General features: G+C 51.0%; 21 protein-coding genes. 6 read left to right on the top strand and 15 right to left on the bottom strand.

From position 1 onward, the window contains the following. Positions 1-347 precede the first annotated feature (347 nt). Positions 348-902: a gamma carbonic anhydrase family protein gene (locus ACOTYB_RS22915; protein WP_003863357.1), complete on the top strand. Its 555-nt coding sequence runs from the start codon at positions 348-350 to the stop codon at positions 900-902. Here the strand turns inward: ACOTYB_RS22915 and ACOTYB_RS22910 are convergent. The 6 genes from ACOTYB_RS22910 to dprA are packed head-to-tail and all read right to left on the bottom strand — an operon-like array spanning position 878 to position 4,661. After that, on the bottom strand, positions 878-1,126 hold the full coding sequence (locus ACOTYB_RS22910) for a DUF1488 domain-containing protein (RefSeq protein WP_022651937.1): 249 nt from the start codon (positions 1,124-1,126) through the stop codon (positions 878-880). The two genes, ACOTYB_RS22915 and ACOTYB_RS22910, sit on opposite strands and share 25 nt — an antisense overlap. Continuing rightward, the gene (aroE, locus tag ACOTYB_RS22905) at positions 1,123-1,941 is read right to left on the bottom strand and encodes a shikimate dehydrogenase (protein WP_022651938.1); all 819 of its coding nucleotides are present in this window, start codon (positions 1,939-1,941) and stop codon (positions 1,123-1,125) included. The genes ACOTYB_RS22910 and aroE overlap by 4 nt, the downstream gene beginning before the upstream one ends. A gap of 4 nt (positions 1,942-1,945) precedes the next feature. Continuing rightward, positions 1,946-2,518, bottom strand: coding sequence for an L-threonylcarbamoyladenylate synthase type 1 TsaC (gene tsaC, locus ACOTYB_RS22900; protein ID WP_003863353.1), 573 nt, complete (start codon positions 2,516-2,518; stop codon positions 1,946-1,948). Next, positions 2,511-3,065: a type I DNA topoisomerase gene (locus tag ACOTYB_RS22895; RefSeq protein WP_003863351.1), complete on the bottom strand. Its 555-nt coding sequence runs from the start codon at positions 3,063-3,065 to the stop codon at positions 2,511-2,513. The genes tsaC and ACOTYB_RS22895 overlap by 8 nt, the downstream gene beginning before the upstream one ends. A 26-nt stretch (positions 3,066-3,091) precedes the next feature. Beyond that, positions 3,092-3,565, bottom strand: a complete 474-nt coding sequence (smg, locus tag ACOTYB_RS22890; RefSeq protein WP_220153386.1) for a DUF494 family protein Smg — start codon at positions 3,563-3,565, stop codon at positions 3,092-3,094. Then, positions 3,537-4,661 (bottom strand): DNA-protecting protein DprA, encoded by a 1,125-nt coding sequence (gene dprA / locus ACOTYB_RS22885; protein ID WP_003863350.1) that lies wholly within the window; start codon positions 4,659-4,661, stop codon positions 3,537-3,539. Before dprA ends, smg begins: the two co-directional genes overlap by 29 nt. Before the next feature lie 127 nt (positions 4,662-4,788). On the opposite strand from dprA, the gene def reads away from it, so the two are divergent. The 5 genes from def to mscL all read left to right on the top strand — a co-directional run bounded on the left by def (position 4,789) and on the right by mscL (position 9,567). Continuing rightward, positions 4,789-5,298 carry a peptide deformylase gene (gene def / locus ACOTYB_RS22880; RefSeq protein WP_006812188.1) on the top strand — a complete coding sequence of 170 codons (510 nt, stop codon included), beginning with the start codon at positions 4,789-4,791 and terminating at the stop codon, positions 5,296-5,298. A gap of 24 nt (positions 5,299-5,322) precedes the next feature. Next, the gene (gene fmt, locus ACOTYB_RS22875) at positions 5,323-6,270 is read left to right on the top strand and encodes a methionyl-tRNA formyltransferase (RefSeq protein WP_045344242.1); all 948 of its coding nucleotides are present in this window, start codon (positions 5,323-5,325) and stop codon (positions 6,268-6,270) included. Between the two features lie 52 nt (positions 6,271-6,322). Beyond that, positions 6,323-7,609 carry a 16S rRNA (cytosine(967)-C(5))-methyltransferase RsmB gene (rsmB, locus tag ACOTYB_RS22870; protein ID WP_045344245.1) on the top strand — a complete coding sequence of 429 codons (1,287 nt, stop codon included), beginning with the start codon at positions 6,323-6,325 and terminating at the stop codon, positions 7,607-7,609. Between the two features lie 22 nt (positions 7,610-7,631). Continuing rightward, positions 7,632-9,008: a Trk system potassium transporter TrkA gene (gene trkA, locus ACOTYB_RS22865; protein WP_003863337.1), complete on the top strand. Its 1,377-nt coding sequence runs from the start codon at positions 7,632-7,634 to the stop codon at positions 9,006-9,008. 145 nt (positions 9,009-9,153) lie between these two features. Beyond that, a complete protein-coding gene (gene mscL / locus ACOTYB_RS22860) occupies positions 9,154-9,567 on the top strand; it encodes a large-conductance mechanosensitive channel protein MscL (protein WP_003863335.1) in 414 nt (137 codons plus the stop codon). On the opposite strand, the gene ACOTYB_RS22855 is transcribed toward mscL, so the two are convergent. From ACOTYB_RS22855 to rpmJ, 9 genes are all read right to left on the bottom strand, one after another. Continuing rightward, positions 9,568-9,783 (bottom strand): alternative ribosome-rescue factor A, encoded by a 216-nt coding sequence (locus ACOTYB_RS22855; RefSeq protein ID WP_003863329.1) that lies wholly within the window; start codon positions 9,781-9,783, stop codon positions 9,568-9,570. 57 nt (positions 9,784-9,840) lie between these two features. Next, entirely contained in the window at positions 9,841-10,266 is a 426-nt protein-coding gene (gene zntR, locus ACOTYB_RS22850) for a Zn(2+)-responsive transcriptional regulator (RefSeq protein ID WP_022651944.1), read from the bottom strand. A gap of 2 nt (positions 10,267-10,268) precedes the next feature. Further along, a complete protein-coding gene (locus ACOTYB_RS22845; RefSeq protein ID WP_063855865.1) occupies positions 10,269-10,637 on the bottom strand; it encodes a DUF1992 domain-containing protein in 369 nt (122 codons plus the stop codon). Between the two features lie 107 nt (positions 10,638-10,744). Then, positions 10,745-11,128 carry a 50S ribosomal protein L17 gene (gene rplQ / locus ACOTYB_RS22840; protein ID WP_001216368.1) on the bottom strand — a complete coding sequence of 128 codons (384 nt, stop codon included), beginning with the start codon at positions 11,126-11,128 and terminating at the stop codon, positions 10,745-10,747. Between the two features lie 40 nt (positions 11,129-11,168). Further along, a complete protein-coding gene (locus ACOTYB_RS22835) occupies positions 11,169-12,158 on the bottom strand; it encodes a DNA-directed RNA polymerase subunit alpha (RefSeq protein ID WP_002919219.1) in 990 nt (329 codons plus the stop codon). Between the two features lie 25 nt (positions 12,159-12,183). Beyond that, positions 12,184-12,804 (bottom strand): 30S ribosomal protein S4, encoded by a 621-nt coding sequence (gene rpsD / locus ACOTYB_RS22830; protein WP_003863314.1) that lies wholly within the window; start codon positions 12,802-12,804, stop codon positions 12,184-12,186. Between the two features lie 32 nt (positions 12,805-12,836). Further along, positions 12,837-13,226: a 30S ribosomal protein S11 gene (gene rpsK, locus ACOTYB_RS22825; protein WP_003863312.1), complete on the bottom strand. Its 390-nt coding sequence runs from the start codon at positions 13,224-13,226 to the stop codon at positions 12,837-12,839. A gap of 16 nt (positions 13,227-13,242) precedes the next feature. Beyond that, on the bottom strand, positions 13,243-13,599 hold the full coding sequence (gene rpsM / locus ACOTYB_RS22820; RefSeq protein WP_003863308.1) for a 30S ribosomal protein S13: 357 nt from the start codon (positions 13,597-13,599) through the stop codon (positions 13,243-13,245). Positions 13,600-13,745: 146 nt separating this feature from the next. Further along, positions 13,746-13,862, bottom strand: a complete 117-nt coding sequence (rpmJ, locus tag ACOTYB_RS22815) for a 50S ribosomal protein L36 (RefSeq protein ID WP_000868187.1) — start codon at positions 13,860-13,862, stop codon at positions 13,746-13,748. Positions 13,863-13,868 lie beyond the last annotated feature (6 nt).

Raw genomic sequence — 13,868 nt, 5'->3', positions numbered from 1 at the left:
TGATAAATTGTTAAAGAGCAGTGCCGCTTCGTTTTCGCTGCGGCGCGGGGTGTGCATATTACGCTTTCCCGCTTCAGAGTCAACCCTGATTTTCAGGATTTTTTCTCTTCAGCCGACCGGGCTGTTTGTGAAGTGATTCACATCCGCCGTGTCGATGGAGGCGCATTATAGGGATCCCAGTTTTTAGCACAAGTATTTTTTAGATCTTTTTTTCCAACTGATGATTTTCCGTGCTTTTCGCTGAAAACCCACCCGATCCGCTTAAAAATTGACGCATTTTGCCTTGCCTCGATCCAGGAATACGATCAAAGTCTTCTTTAATAGCGCTCATCTGTATCGAGGTAGATATGTTTGCAGTATTACGTCCTTATAAAGATCTGTTCCCCCAAAAAGGCGATCGCGTGATGATCGATGCCAGCAGCGTGGTCATTGGTGATGTTCGCATGGCCGATGATGTCAGCATCTGGCCACTCGTCGCGATCCGGGGCGATGTTAACTATGTTGCAATCGGTGCACGCACCAATATTCAGGACGGCAGCGTGCTGCATGTGACTCATAAGTCATCTTATAACCCTGAGGGCAATCCGCTCATCATTGGGGAAGATGTTACCGTCGGTCATAAAGTAATGCTCCACGGCTGCACAATCGGTAACAGGGTTCTCGTTGGGATGGGATCGATTTTGCTGGATGGCGTCATAGTAGAAGATGACGTAATGATTGGCGCAGGAAGCCTAGTTCCGCAAAACAAACGCCTGGAAAGTGGCTATCTCTATTTAGGCAGTCCGGTTAAACAGATCCGCCCCCTAAAAGAGGCGGAGATCGAAGGATTGAAATACTCAGCGAACAATTACGTTAAATGGAAGAATGACTATCTGGATCAGGATAACCAGACCCAGCCCTGATCGTCTTCCTGCTGTACGCGGATCAAATCGCTGGCTTCCTCTTCCAGATCCCAGCGATTTTCACAAAAGAGCGCTAACGGATCTGAACCACCAAAGCGCTGAAGCAACGTCTCCCCTTTAATCGCACAGGTGAGCTGCATTCCATGCACCAGCACCGGGAAACACACCGCTTGCTTGTTTTCATCCCAGATTTCTCTGTCGGGAAAATGAATCGCCTGATTCATGCCATCAGTTCCTGTTTCAGCTTTTCGATCACCGGTTCTACAGCAGGTAACACGCCATGCCAGAGTAGCACCGCATGAGCCGCCTGCCCCACCAGCATGCCCAGACCATCAGCCACATGTTTTGCCCCCTGTTGTTCGCACCAGGTCAGAAATGGCGTTTTCCCTTTTTGATAAAACATGTCATAGGCGTAGATGTGGGAATGAACCAGGGATGCAGGAATCGCCGGGATCTCTCCATTAATACCGCTTGAGGTGGCATTAATCACAAGATCAAATTCGTGACCCGCGAGATCCTCAAGTGCTACCGCAGCTACGCTGCCTGTGTGTGCGAACAACGCCGCCAGCTCTTCTGCTCTGGAGAAAGTACGGTTGGTGATTGTCACCGCACAATCCAGCGAAAGAAGAGGAAGCAATACACCGCGCGACGCGCCACCCGCACCGATCAGCAGGATCCGAAAGCCTGGTTTAATAAACGACAGTCGCTCCAGATCGCTGAGTAAACCAATGCCATCGGTGTTATCGCCAAGAAGGCGACCATCTTCAAGCCGCTTAAGAGTATTGACGGCGCCAGCGAGCGACGCACGCTCGGTCAGCTCATCTGCACGCCCGAAAGCCTCTTCTTTAAAAGGCACCGTGACGTTCGCACCTTTACCACCCGCATCAAAAAAGTTATTCAGCGTCGGTATAAATGCATCAACAGGCGCAAGAACCCGACCATACGGGTGATCTATCTGCAATTGCTCTGCAAACAGCTGATGGATCAGAGGCGACTTGCTGTGCGCGATCGGGTTACCAAAAACAGCATAGGTTTCCATCACATTATCCCTGGCGAAAACGTTCGCCGGTCAAGGCATCGCGAATTTCTGACGGGTTAAGACGGCCACCGGTTTCACCGACGGCTACCGGGAAATCACTCCCGAACTGCGCCAGAACTTCTTCGGTTGTCCGACAGGGGGGAAGCCCGGTCAGGTTGGCGCTGGTTGAAACCAGAGGTTTACCAAATGCCTGGCATAACTCCACCACCAGCGGATGGTCGGTAACGCGTACCGCAAGTGAATCGAAACGCCCGGTTAACCAGCGCGGCGTTGTCGGTTGTGCAGGAAAAACAAACGTCACGGGACCAGGCCACGCAGAGAAAATGGTTTCCCGCTGTGCAGGCGTCAGCATGGAATCATCAATATAAGGCTTAAGCTGCGCGTAGTTCGCAGCGATCAAAATCAATCCTTTTTCGACAGGCCGCTGTTTTAGCGCCAGCAGACGGTTAACGGCGACTTCGCTGTCAGGATCGCACCCGACCCCGAAAACGGCTTCTGTTGGATAGGCGATGACTTCTTCTTTTTTCAGGATTTCCACCGCCTGCGCGATGGAGCCTGATGGCAGGTTATTATTCACTGATTTGATCCGCCGAAACCGGCTTTCCACATTGTTTACTGGCGCAAAAGCGTTTCAAGCCTTGCGCGGTTTTCTTTTCTATAAGTAACGGATAATCGCAATGAGGGCAGACGCCCGCTACTGGTTTGAAATTGATAACGAACTGGCATTCGGGATAGCGATCGCACGAATGGAAGGTCTTGCCATAACGAGAGCGGCGCTGCACCAATTGACCACGCTGGCACTGAGGGCAGGCAATTGCCGTTTCATCTGGTTTATCAATTTGTTCCGTATGATCACATTCCGGGTAGCGGCTGCATCCGATAAACATCCCGAACCGCCCCTGCCGCAGCGCCAGTTCGCCGCCGCAGAGCGGACAAAGCTGTCCCTCCAGAATTTTGACGATATGTCCGTCCGCCTGGCTCTTCAGGGGACGGACATAATCACATTCCGGATAGTGTGAACAACCGAGAAACGGACCGTGTTTCCCGGACCGAATAACAAGTTCAGCCCCACACTGTGGGCAGGGCTCGTTTTTATGCACCGTGAAGAGTGCTGATTTGGCCATAACAACTCTTGTTGCTGCACATAGAATTAATGCAGCATACCTTCATTCACTTCAAAGAGTAATTCTTCCATTTGCTGATAGGCATTTTCACAGCCTGGAATGTTGAACAGCACCATCAGGATCACCCATTTCAGATCTTCCAGTTCAAATTCAGCAGTATCCAGCGCCATGACGCGCTCTATCACCATCTCTCTCGTTTCGAGGTTTAGCACCTGAATCTGCTCGAGGAATAAAATGAATCCCCGGCAGCTGGCATCCAGCCTTTCACACTCTTCAGCTGTATAGATGCGCACAGGCAATGGGTCAGAAGCAAGCTGCATCGGTTCGGCGAGGCCGTCCTGATAATCAGCCAACTTATCCAGCCACATCAACGCATTATAAATATCTTCCCGCTCAAAACCTGCGTCGGTCAGATCCCGTGTTAATTTGTCCTGATCCACCTGCATTTCTGCTTCGTTGTGGATGTAAGTCTCAAACAAATACATCAGTACGTCGAACATGGCATGCCCTCCTTAATCGGACATAGCCGCCGGGTACAGCTGCGATCCACCCTGCTAACTCCAGTTCGAGTAGCTGTGCTACCGTTACTGGCACAGGTTGGCCGGCACGTTCAGCGACAACGTCAACAGGTGTTACCTCATCTCCTACGTTAGCCAGGAGCTTGGGAAATGGCAATGCTACGGCCTCCTGATCCGATGAAATATGTCGCTTTTGGAGATCATCCTGCAACCAATGCAATCCATACTGCAAATTTTCCAGGATATCCTCTTTACAGGTCACCAGCGTCGCCCCCTGTTTTATCAGCCAGTGAGGGCCTTCGCAGCCAGGGTTCCCCAACGGGCCGGGCAGCGCAAAAACTTCACGCCCCTGCTCCAGTGCGCACCTTGCAGTAACCAGCGATCCACTTCGAATCGCAGCTTCGACCACCAGCACGCCCTGGCTTAACCCGCTGATGATCCGGTTACGCCGTGGAAAGTTACCCGGTCTGGGCGATGTCGAAAGTGAAAACTCAGATACTATCGCCCCCTCAGAAGCGATAAGTTGCTCAGCCAGAATGTGATGACGACGCGGATAGAGACTAAAAAGACCATTGCCAAGCACGGCGACACTTCGCCCTTTTGCTGACAACGCCGCATGATGTGCCACACCGTCGATGCCGCAAGCCAGGCCACTGGTGATCGTAAAGCCACATTGGGACAGCTGTTCACTGAGCATTTTCCCCCAACGCTCGCCGTACCACGAGGGCGCACGGCTGCCCACAACCGCAAGCTGCATGCTATTAAGCACGTCGACGCGGCCTCGCACAAAGAGCGCCCCGGGAAAATCAGGTATAGAACGCAACAATGGCGGAAAACGAGGATCATCCGCCGTGAGAAGGTGGTTGTCGGTGTGTTCCAGCCATTCCAGACTACGTTCAAGCTCACTCTCGCTGAACGAAAAAAACTTTACGGCATGTTTGGGCGAAAGCCCTGCCGCGTTGACAGCTTCAGCATCAACGGTTGCCTGGCGAAGCAGCCTCTGCGCAATCTCCAGCATCGCGTCACCGTATAACGACCCGATGTTTATAAGCCGTAACCATATCTCTGTGGACGTCATCCTTTTCCCTGCCATAAGCAGCCTCAGCAATCTTTGCGATTGGTCACTGATGCTGTCAATCGACCGGGGATTTGTCTAGAATAGAAGTAATATTCTTATCAACTCCTGAACACGACTCTGGAAATTTATGGCAGTTTTGCAAGTGTTACATATTCCTGACGAGCGTCTTCGCATCGTCGCGGAACCGGTTAAAGAAGTGAATGCAGAAATTCAGCGTATCGTCGATGATATGTTCGATACCATGTACGCTGAAGAAGGCATTGGCCTGGCGGCGACCCAGGTAGACATTCACAAGCGTATTATCGTGATCGACGTTTCTGAAAATCGCGATGAGCGTCTGGTGCTGATCAACCCTGAACTGCTTGAAAAAAGCGGCGAAACAGGCATTGAGGAAGGCTGTCTGTCTATCCCTGAACAGCGCGCTTTGGTGCCACGTGCCGAAAAAGTTAAAATTCGCGCACTGGATCGTGACGGCAATCCGTTTGAGCTGGAAGCCGACGATCTGCTGGCGATTTGCATTCAGCATGAGATGGATCACCTGGTCGGTAAACTGTTTATCGATTACCTCTCACCTCTGAAGCAACAGCGTATTCGTCAGAAAGTTGAGAAACTGGATCGTTTGCGTTCTCGCGCTTAACGCCCCCCGGATACAAGGAATAACGTGTCTACATCACTACGTATAATCTTCGCGGGTACCCCTGATTTTGCAGCGCGTCATCTCGACGCGCTGCTATCGTCTGGTCATCAGATTGTTGGCGTATTTACTCAGCCGGATCGACCGGCTGGCCGCGGTAAAAAACTGATGCCTGGCCCGGTTAAAGTACTGGCAGAAACGCATGGTTTACCGGTATTCCAGCCAGCGTCATTACGACCTGAGGAAAACCAGCAGTTAGTGGCAGACCTGAACGCTGACGTGATGGTAGTTGTGGCTTACGGCCTCATTCTGCCAAAAGCGGTACTCGATATGCCCCGCCTGGGCTGTGTTAACGTTCATGGTTCTTTGCTCCCACGCTGGCGCGGTGCAGCCCCTATTCAGCGCGCTCTGTGGGCAGGCGATGCTGAAACTGGCGTGACAATCATGAAGATGGACGTAGGTTTAGACACGGGTGACATGCTGTATAAACTGGCGTGTCCCATTACCGCAGAAGATACCAGCGCCACGCTGTATGACAAGCTGGCGGATCTCGGTCCGCAGGGGCTGATTGAAACGTTGCAACAGCTTGCTGACAATACAGCGACACCTGAAGTGCAGGATGAGGCACAGGTGACCTATGCTGAAAAACTGAGTAAAGAAGAAGCCCGGATCGACTGGTCCCTGTCAGCAACTCAACTCGAACGCTGCATCCGCGCCTTTAATCCGTGGCCGATGAGCTGGTTGATGATTGATGAGCAGCCAGTGAAAGTCTGGAAAGCTTCAGTTATTAACGGCAATACATCAGCAGAGCCCGGTACGATTATCGACGCCAGCAAAAACGGTATCCAGGTTGCGACCGGAGAAGGGATCCTGAATCTTGAATCGCTGCAACCGGCCGGTAAAAAGGCAATGAGCGCGCAGGATCTATTAAATTCCCGTCGTGAATGGTTCATCCCTGGCAATCGTCTTGCCTGAACAAATTTACTCTTAAGGCCCGGTGTTTCCGGGCATTTTTATTTTTACGGTTATGAAAAGACAAAATCTACGCACTATGGCGGCTCAGGCCGTTGAGCAGGTTATTGAGCAGGGCCAGTCACTGAGTAATGTCCTGCCTCCACTGCAACAAAAGGTTTCCGATAAAGATAAAGCGCTGCTTCAGGAGCTGTGCTTTGGCGTGCTGCGTACCCTCTCTCAGCTTGAATGGTTAATTAATAAGCTGATGTCACGCCCGATGAGCGGCAAGCAACGTACCGTGCATTATTTGATCATGGTCGGTTTCTACCAGCTTCTTCATACCCGCATTCCACCTCATGCTGCGCTGGCTGAGACAGTGGAAGGTGCCGTTGCGATTAAACGTCCCCAGTTGAAAGGATTGATTAACGGCGTGCTGCGTCAGTTCCAGCGTCAGCAGGACGAACTGCTGGCAGAATTTGCGCAAAGCGAAGCGCGCTTCCTGCATCCAGAATGGCTGCTGAATCGCCTTAAAAAAGCCTACCCACAGCAATGGCAAGACATTGTGGATGCCAATAACCAACGTCCGCCGATGTGGTTACGCGTCAATCGTAACCATCATACCCGCGACGCATGGCTGGCCCTGCTGGAAGAGACCGGAATGAGCGGCTTCACACACGCGGCTTATCCTGATGCGGTTCGTTTAGCCTCCCCTGCACCGGTACATGCATTACCCGGTTTTGAAGAGGGCTGGGTAACGGTACAGGACGCATCCGCTCAGGGGTGCATGGCCTGGCTTGAACCGAAAGACGGGGAGCAGATCCTTGATCTCTGTGCAGCGCCAGGGGGAAAAACAACGCACATTCTGGAAGTGGCGCCGCAGGCCAGCGTGATGGCCGTGGATGCTGATGAGCAGCGTCTTTCACGCGTCTATGACAACCTCAAGCGTCTGGGTATGAAAGCACAGGTTAAGCAAGGCGATGGACGTAAACCCGCAGACTGGTGTGGTGCTACCCGGTTCGATCGTATTTTGCTGGACGCCCCCTGCTCTGCAACCGGCGTAATTCGTCGTCATCCCGATATCAAATGGCTGCGTCGCGATCGTGATATCAAGGAGCTTGCCCAGTTGCAATCCGAAATTCTGGATGCCATCTGGCCGCATCTCAAACCCGGCGGAACCCTGGTGTATGCAACCTGCTCTGTTCTTCCGGAAGAAAACAGTCAGCAAATTGCGGCTTTCCTGAAGCGCACCCCGGACGCGACGCTGCATGATACGGGAACACCTGAGCACCCGGGTCTGCAAAACCTGCCGGGCGCAGAAGAGGGTGATGGCTTCTTTTACGCTAAGCTAATCAAAGAGTGATGTTGAGAACAGGTCACGAAAGATGAAAATTATCATTCTGGGCGCAGGGCAAGTTGGCGGAACGCTGGCGGAAAATCTCGTGGGCGAAAACAACGATATCACCATTGTGGATACCAATGGCGATCGCCTGCGCGTTTTGCAGGACAAGTTTGATCTTCGTGTTGTGCAGGGGCACGGCTCTCATCCTCGAGTGCTTCGTGAGGCGGGCGCGGACGATGCCGACATGCTGGTTGCAGTAACCAGTTCTGATGAAACCAACATGGTTGCATGCCAGGTGGCCTACTCGCTGTTCAACACACCGAACCGCATCGCCCGCATTCGCTCCCCGGACTATGTCCGGGATGCGGAAAAGCTGTTTAATTCCGAAGCAGTACCTATCGACCATCTTATTGCCCCTGAGCAGTTGGTTATCGACAGTATTTATCGTCTGATTGAGTACCCGGGCGCGTTGCAGGTTGTGAACTTTGCTGAAGGGAAAGTAAGCCTGGCGGTCGTGAAGGCTTATTACGGCGGCCCGCTGATTGGTAATGCCCTGTCGACAATGCGCGAGCATATGCCACATATCGATACGCGTGTTGCGGCGATTTTCCGTCACGACAGACCTATTCGTCCGCAAGGTTCCACCATTGTCGAAGCCGGGGATGAAGTCTTCTTTATTGCGGCTTCTCAGCATATCCGTGCGGTGATGAGTGAACTTCAGCGTCTCGAAAAACCGTATAAACGTATTATGCTGGTTGGCGGCGGTAATATTGGCGCAGGTCTGGCGAGACGGCTGGAAAAAGACTACAGCGTGAAGCTGATCGAACGAGATCAACAGCGCGCGTCGGAGCTGGCTGAAAAACTTCAGAATACTATCGTGTTTTATGGCGATGCTTCGGATCAGGAATTACTGGCCGAAGAGCATATCGATCAGGTTGATCTTTTTATTGCCGTCACCAACGACGACGAAGCGAATATTATGTCCGCCATGCTCGCTAAACGTATGGGGGCGAAAAAAGTAATGGTGCTTATCCAGCGTAAGGCTTATGTCGACCTGGTACAGGGTAGCGTAATTGATATTGCTATTTCACCCCAGCAAGCCACCATCTCTGCCCTGCTAAGCCATGTGCGTAAAGCGGATATTGTCGGCGTGTCGTCTCTGCGTCGTGGTGTTGCTGAAGCCATTGAAGCCGTCGCTCACGGGGATGAAACGACGTCGCGCGTTGTTGGTCGCGCGATCGACGAAATTAAACTTCCACCAGGCACCATTATCGGCGCCGTAGTGCGAGGGAACGATGTCATGATCGCCAATGATAATTTACGTATCGAGCAGGGTGACCACGTTATTATGTTCCTGACCGATAAAAAATTTATTACCGACGTCGAGCGTTTATTCCAGCCAAGTCCATTCTTCCTGTAATGATTTGGGTGCTCAGACGAGAGCACCCAAATATTAACCTTCTAATTTTCATGCCTTTTATTTTCATAACGATTATTTATCCCCAATGGCAATTAGCTAATCATTTGTTAAACTTATAGGCGTCAGCTGGCACAAGGAGAACATAATGAGTTTTATTAAAGAGTTTCGCGAATTTGCGATGCGCGGGAATGTAGTGGATTTGGCTGTGGGTGTCATTATTGGTGCGGCGTTCGGTAAGATCGTTTCATCATTAGTCGCCGACATTATTATGCCGCCGTTAGGACTGTTGATTGGAGGTATTGATTTCAAACAATTCGCCTTCACCCTTCGGGAAGCTCAGGGCGATATCCCTGCGGTTGTAATGCACTACGGCGTATTCATTCAGAACGTATTTGATTTCGTGATCGTGGCATTTGCCATTTTCATGGCGATCAAACTTATCAACAGACTTAACCGTAAAAAAGAAGAACCGGCTGCTGCCCCGCCAGCACCAACTAAAGAAGAAGTCTTACTGACTGAAATTCGCGATCTGTTAAAAGAGCAGAATAACCGCGTTTAATCAGGCGACAGAAACAGAAAGGCCAGTGGTAAAAAAGCGATTAGCTTGCTTGCCACTGGCCTCCCAGTTACCCCGTTGTGCATGTTTACCTTTACGTAAATAACTCCCTTTTCCTTTCTTGTTCTTCTCAACTCGCTGTCTGAAAAGTGGGTCGTGAAGCAATGCCTCAATGGCGTTATCTTTAATGTGTCCCTTAGTATGCTGATAGCGGCTCATCATTTCTCCTGAGCATAGTTAATGTCGGCGGGAGTCTAGTCCCTGGCTAATAAAAAATCAACAACCCTGAGCTTCACTACTGGCACCCTGTTCAAGTGCTTCCAGTATTGAGCAATAAACACTGCTGTGAGCAGTACCGCAGCACGCGTCATTTAACCTTTGCAGAGATCGCTGCATGGCTTGCAGTTCCTGAATGCGTCCTTCAACTTCATCCAGCCGGGCCTGAACGATGCTTTTAGATTCCTGACACGTATGATGTTCAGGATCGATACGGATCGACAGCAGTTCACGGATCGACTCCAGCGTGAAGCCGAGTTGCCGTGCATAGCGGATAAAACGAAGCCGTTGCAGGTCGTTATCCGTATAAAGGCGAAATCCACCTTCCGTTCTGACCTCATGATCGATCATCTGCTGCTTTTCGTAGTAGCGGATAGTATCCGGCGTTACGTTAGCAAGCTTCGCAAGTTCACCTATGCGGTACATGGCTACTCCTTGTTTATTTTTTGTATTAACCTTTCACTGTACTCACCATGCAAAAAGTCAGTATTCATTCCCGTCTGGCGCAGTTTTAGCTCGATGAGCGCCAGCCGACGACTGATTTCAGAGTACCGCGGGTCATTCTTATGAATGCCTTTAAGCAGATCGGCAAGCTCGACGGCTTCATTACGTTGCTGAAGCTCAGGCGGTAAACAACCTGCGTTTTTCAGTAAGCGATAACCGGCCCGTAATTCAGGGGGAATATGTGAATCATCGTCCAGAATCAGCGGCTCACCGCTGCCGGGAAGATTTTCGAACTCGCCTTTGTTTTGGGCATCGCTAATATGGCGTTCAGCCCACTGATCGAGCAACCACATAATGAACTCCAGGGGGTGAGCAGAAAAGATACAGACATTGTAGATAAGTGGAGATTCTGCGGATATAAAAAAACCCGCCGAGGCGGGTTTTTTTACGTTACTACAGATTACTCTGCAGCAGCTTCTGCTTTCTCTGAACGATCAACCAGCTCGATGTAAGCCATCGGCGCGTTGTCGCCTGCACGGAAGCCACACTTCAGAATGCGAGTGTAACCACCGGCACGGCTCGCGAAACGCGGGCCCAGTTCGTTAAACAGTTTTGCCACGATCTCGTTATCACGAGTACGGGCGAATGCCAGACGACGATTAGCAACGCTGTCAGTCTTGGCAAGAGTAATCAGCGGCTCAACTACGCGACGCAGCTCTTTCGCTTTAGGCAGGGTCGTCTTGATGATTTCATGACGAACCAGTGAACCTGCCATGTTGCGGAACATAGCCTGGCGATGGCTGCTGTTGCGGTTCAGTTGACGACCACTCTTACGATGGCGCATGACCTTATCCTTCTCAGTAAAACCTTAACCTGTGATCCGGTTACTCGTCAGCAATGCTTGCCGGTGGCCAGTTTTCCAGGCGCATGCCCAGAGACAGACCACGTGAAGCCAGCACGTCTTTAATCTCGGTAAGAGATTTTTTACCCAGGTTCGGCGTTTTCAGCAACTCAACCTCGGTACGCTGTACCAGATCACCGATATAGTGGATAGCTTCTGCCTTGAGGCAGTTAGCAGAGCGGACAGTCAATTCCAGATCGTCAACAGGGCGCAGCAGGATCGGATCGAATTCTGGTTTCTCTTCTTTCACTTCCGGCTGACGTACATCACGTAAGTCAACGAAAGCTTCCAGTTGTTCTGCCAGGATGGTTGCCGCACGACGAATCGCCTCTTCAGGATCGATTGTGCCATTGGTTTCCATTTCGATGACCAGCTTGTCCAGGTCGGTACGCTGTTCTACACGCGCTGCTTCAACATTGTAGGCAATACGCTCTACAGGGCTGTAGCATGCGTCGACCAGCAGACGGCCGATTGGGCGCTCATCTTCTTCCGAATGAATTCGGGCAGAAGCCGGCACATAACCACGACCGCGCTGAACTTTGATACGCATGCTAATAGCTGCGTTCTCATCGGTCAGGTGGCAGATCACGTGCTGCGGCTTGACGATTTCAACATCACCGTCGTGGGTGATGTCGGCTGCAGTCACAGGGCCAATGCCAGATTTATTCAGAGTAAGAATAACTTCATCTTTACCCTGAACTCTCACCGCCAGCCCTTTCAGGTTGAGCAGGATTTCAAGGATATCTTCCTGAACGCCTTCTTTGGTGCTGTACTCATGAAGTACACCATCAATCTCAACCTCGGTCACCGCGCAACCCGGCATCGATGAGAGCAGAATACGGCGCAGTGCGTTACCCAGAGTATGGCCAAAGCCACGCTCTAAAGGCTCAAGGGTCACCTTGGCGTGCGTCGAACTCACTTGCTCGATATCTACCAGGCGCGGTTTTAGAAACTCTGTCACAGAACCCTGCATTGTGTCCTCTCTTTGGTACTAAGCTTTACTTGGAGTAAAGCTCGACGATCAGGTGTTCGTTAATGTCCGCAGACAGATCAGAACGTTCTGGCTGACGCTTGAACGTACCTTCCATCTTGCCAGCATCAACTTCCAGCCAGGTTGGCTTTTCACGCTGCTCAGCCAGCTCCAGAGCGGCTTTCACGCGAGATTGCTTTTTCGCTTTCTCACGAATGCTAACAACGTCATTCGCTTTAACCTGATAAGAAGCGATGTTAACAACACGACCGTTTACCATGATTGCTTTATGGCTAACCAGCTGGCGTGATTCAGCACGAGTCGCGCCGAAGCCCATACGGTATACAACGTTGTCCAGACGACCTTCCAGCAGAGCCAGCAGGTTTTCACCTGTGTTGCCTTTCAGACGTGCTGCTTCTTTATAGTAGTTACGGAACTGACGCTCCAGCACACCGTAGATACGGCGAACTTTTTGCTTTTCACGCAACTGCACACCATAGTCAGACAGACGCGGTTTACGCGCACCGTGCTGGCCAGGAGCTTGTTCAATTTTACACTTGGTATCGATCGCGCGAACGCCAGACTTAAGGAATAAGTCGGTGCCCTCACGACGGCTCAGCTTGAGCTTAGGACCCAAATATCTTGCCATTTTCTATCTCCAACTAACCTAAAAAACGAGCGTTATACGCGACGTTTTTTCGGCGGACGACAACCGTTATGAGGGATCGGAGTCACATCAGTAATATTCGTGATGCGGAAACCAGCGGCGTTCAGAGCGCGAACAGTAGATTCACGACCCGGACCCGGACCTTTAACCATAACTTCCAGATTCTTGATGCCGTATTCTTTTACGGCTTCAGCGCAACGCTCTGCTGCAACCTGAGCTGCGAACGGAGTGGATTTGCGAGAACCACGGAAACCGGAACCACCGGCTGTTGCCCAACCCAATGCGTTACCCTGACGATCAGTAATAGTAACGATGGTGTTGTTGAAAGAAGCATGGATATGAGCCACGCCGTCAGAGACTTGTTTTCTTACACGTTTACGTGCACGAACTGGTGCCTTTGCCATTATTCAATCACCCCGATTATTTCTTGATCGGTTTGCGCGGACCCTTACGGGTACGTGCGTTGGTCTTAGTACGCTGACCGCGTACTGGCAGACCACGACGATGACGCAAACCGCGATAGCAACCAAGATCCATCAGGCGCTTGATGCTCATGCTGATTTCACGGCGCAGATCACCTTCAACGACAAATTTGGCAACTTCGTCACGCAGCGTGTCGATTTGTTCTTCAGACAGCTCACTGATCTTAACATCTTCAGCGATACCCGCTGCAGCCAGAATGGCTTTAGAACGGGTCTTGCCGACGCCGTAGATCGAAGTTAATGCGATCACAGCATGTTTCTGATCAGGAATGTTAATGCCTGCTATACGGGCCACTATGCACTCCTACTATTTAATATGTACGCACCATGCTGAAAAGCCCGTTTTCAGGATACTCAAATGGAAACGTACAGACATACAAAAGATTGGCTGGCTAATCTAGCCAGCTCAACCCAACTTTGCAAGAAAAATATGCGAAATAATCAGCCTTGGCGCTGTTTATGCTTCGGCTCGGCACTGCAAATCACACGGATGACACCATCACGCTTAACGATTTTGCAGTTACGGCATAATTTCTTGACGGAAGCACGAACTTTCATTTTTAC

The organism is Enterobacter cloacae complex sp. IR5450 (assembly GCF_049238665.1).
Classification (GTDB): Bacteria; Pseudomonadota; Gammaproteobacteria; order Enterobacterales; family Enterobacteriaceae; genus Enterobacter; species Enterobacter hormaechei_C.
This window is presented reverse-complemented; position numbering and strand designations above follow the sequence as displayed.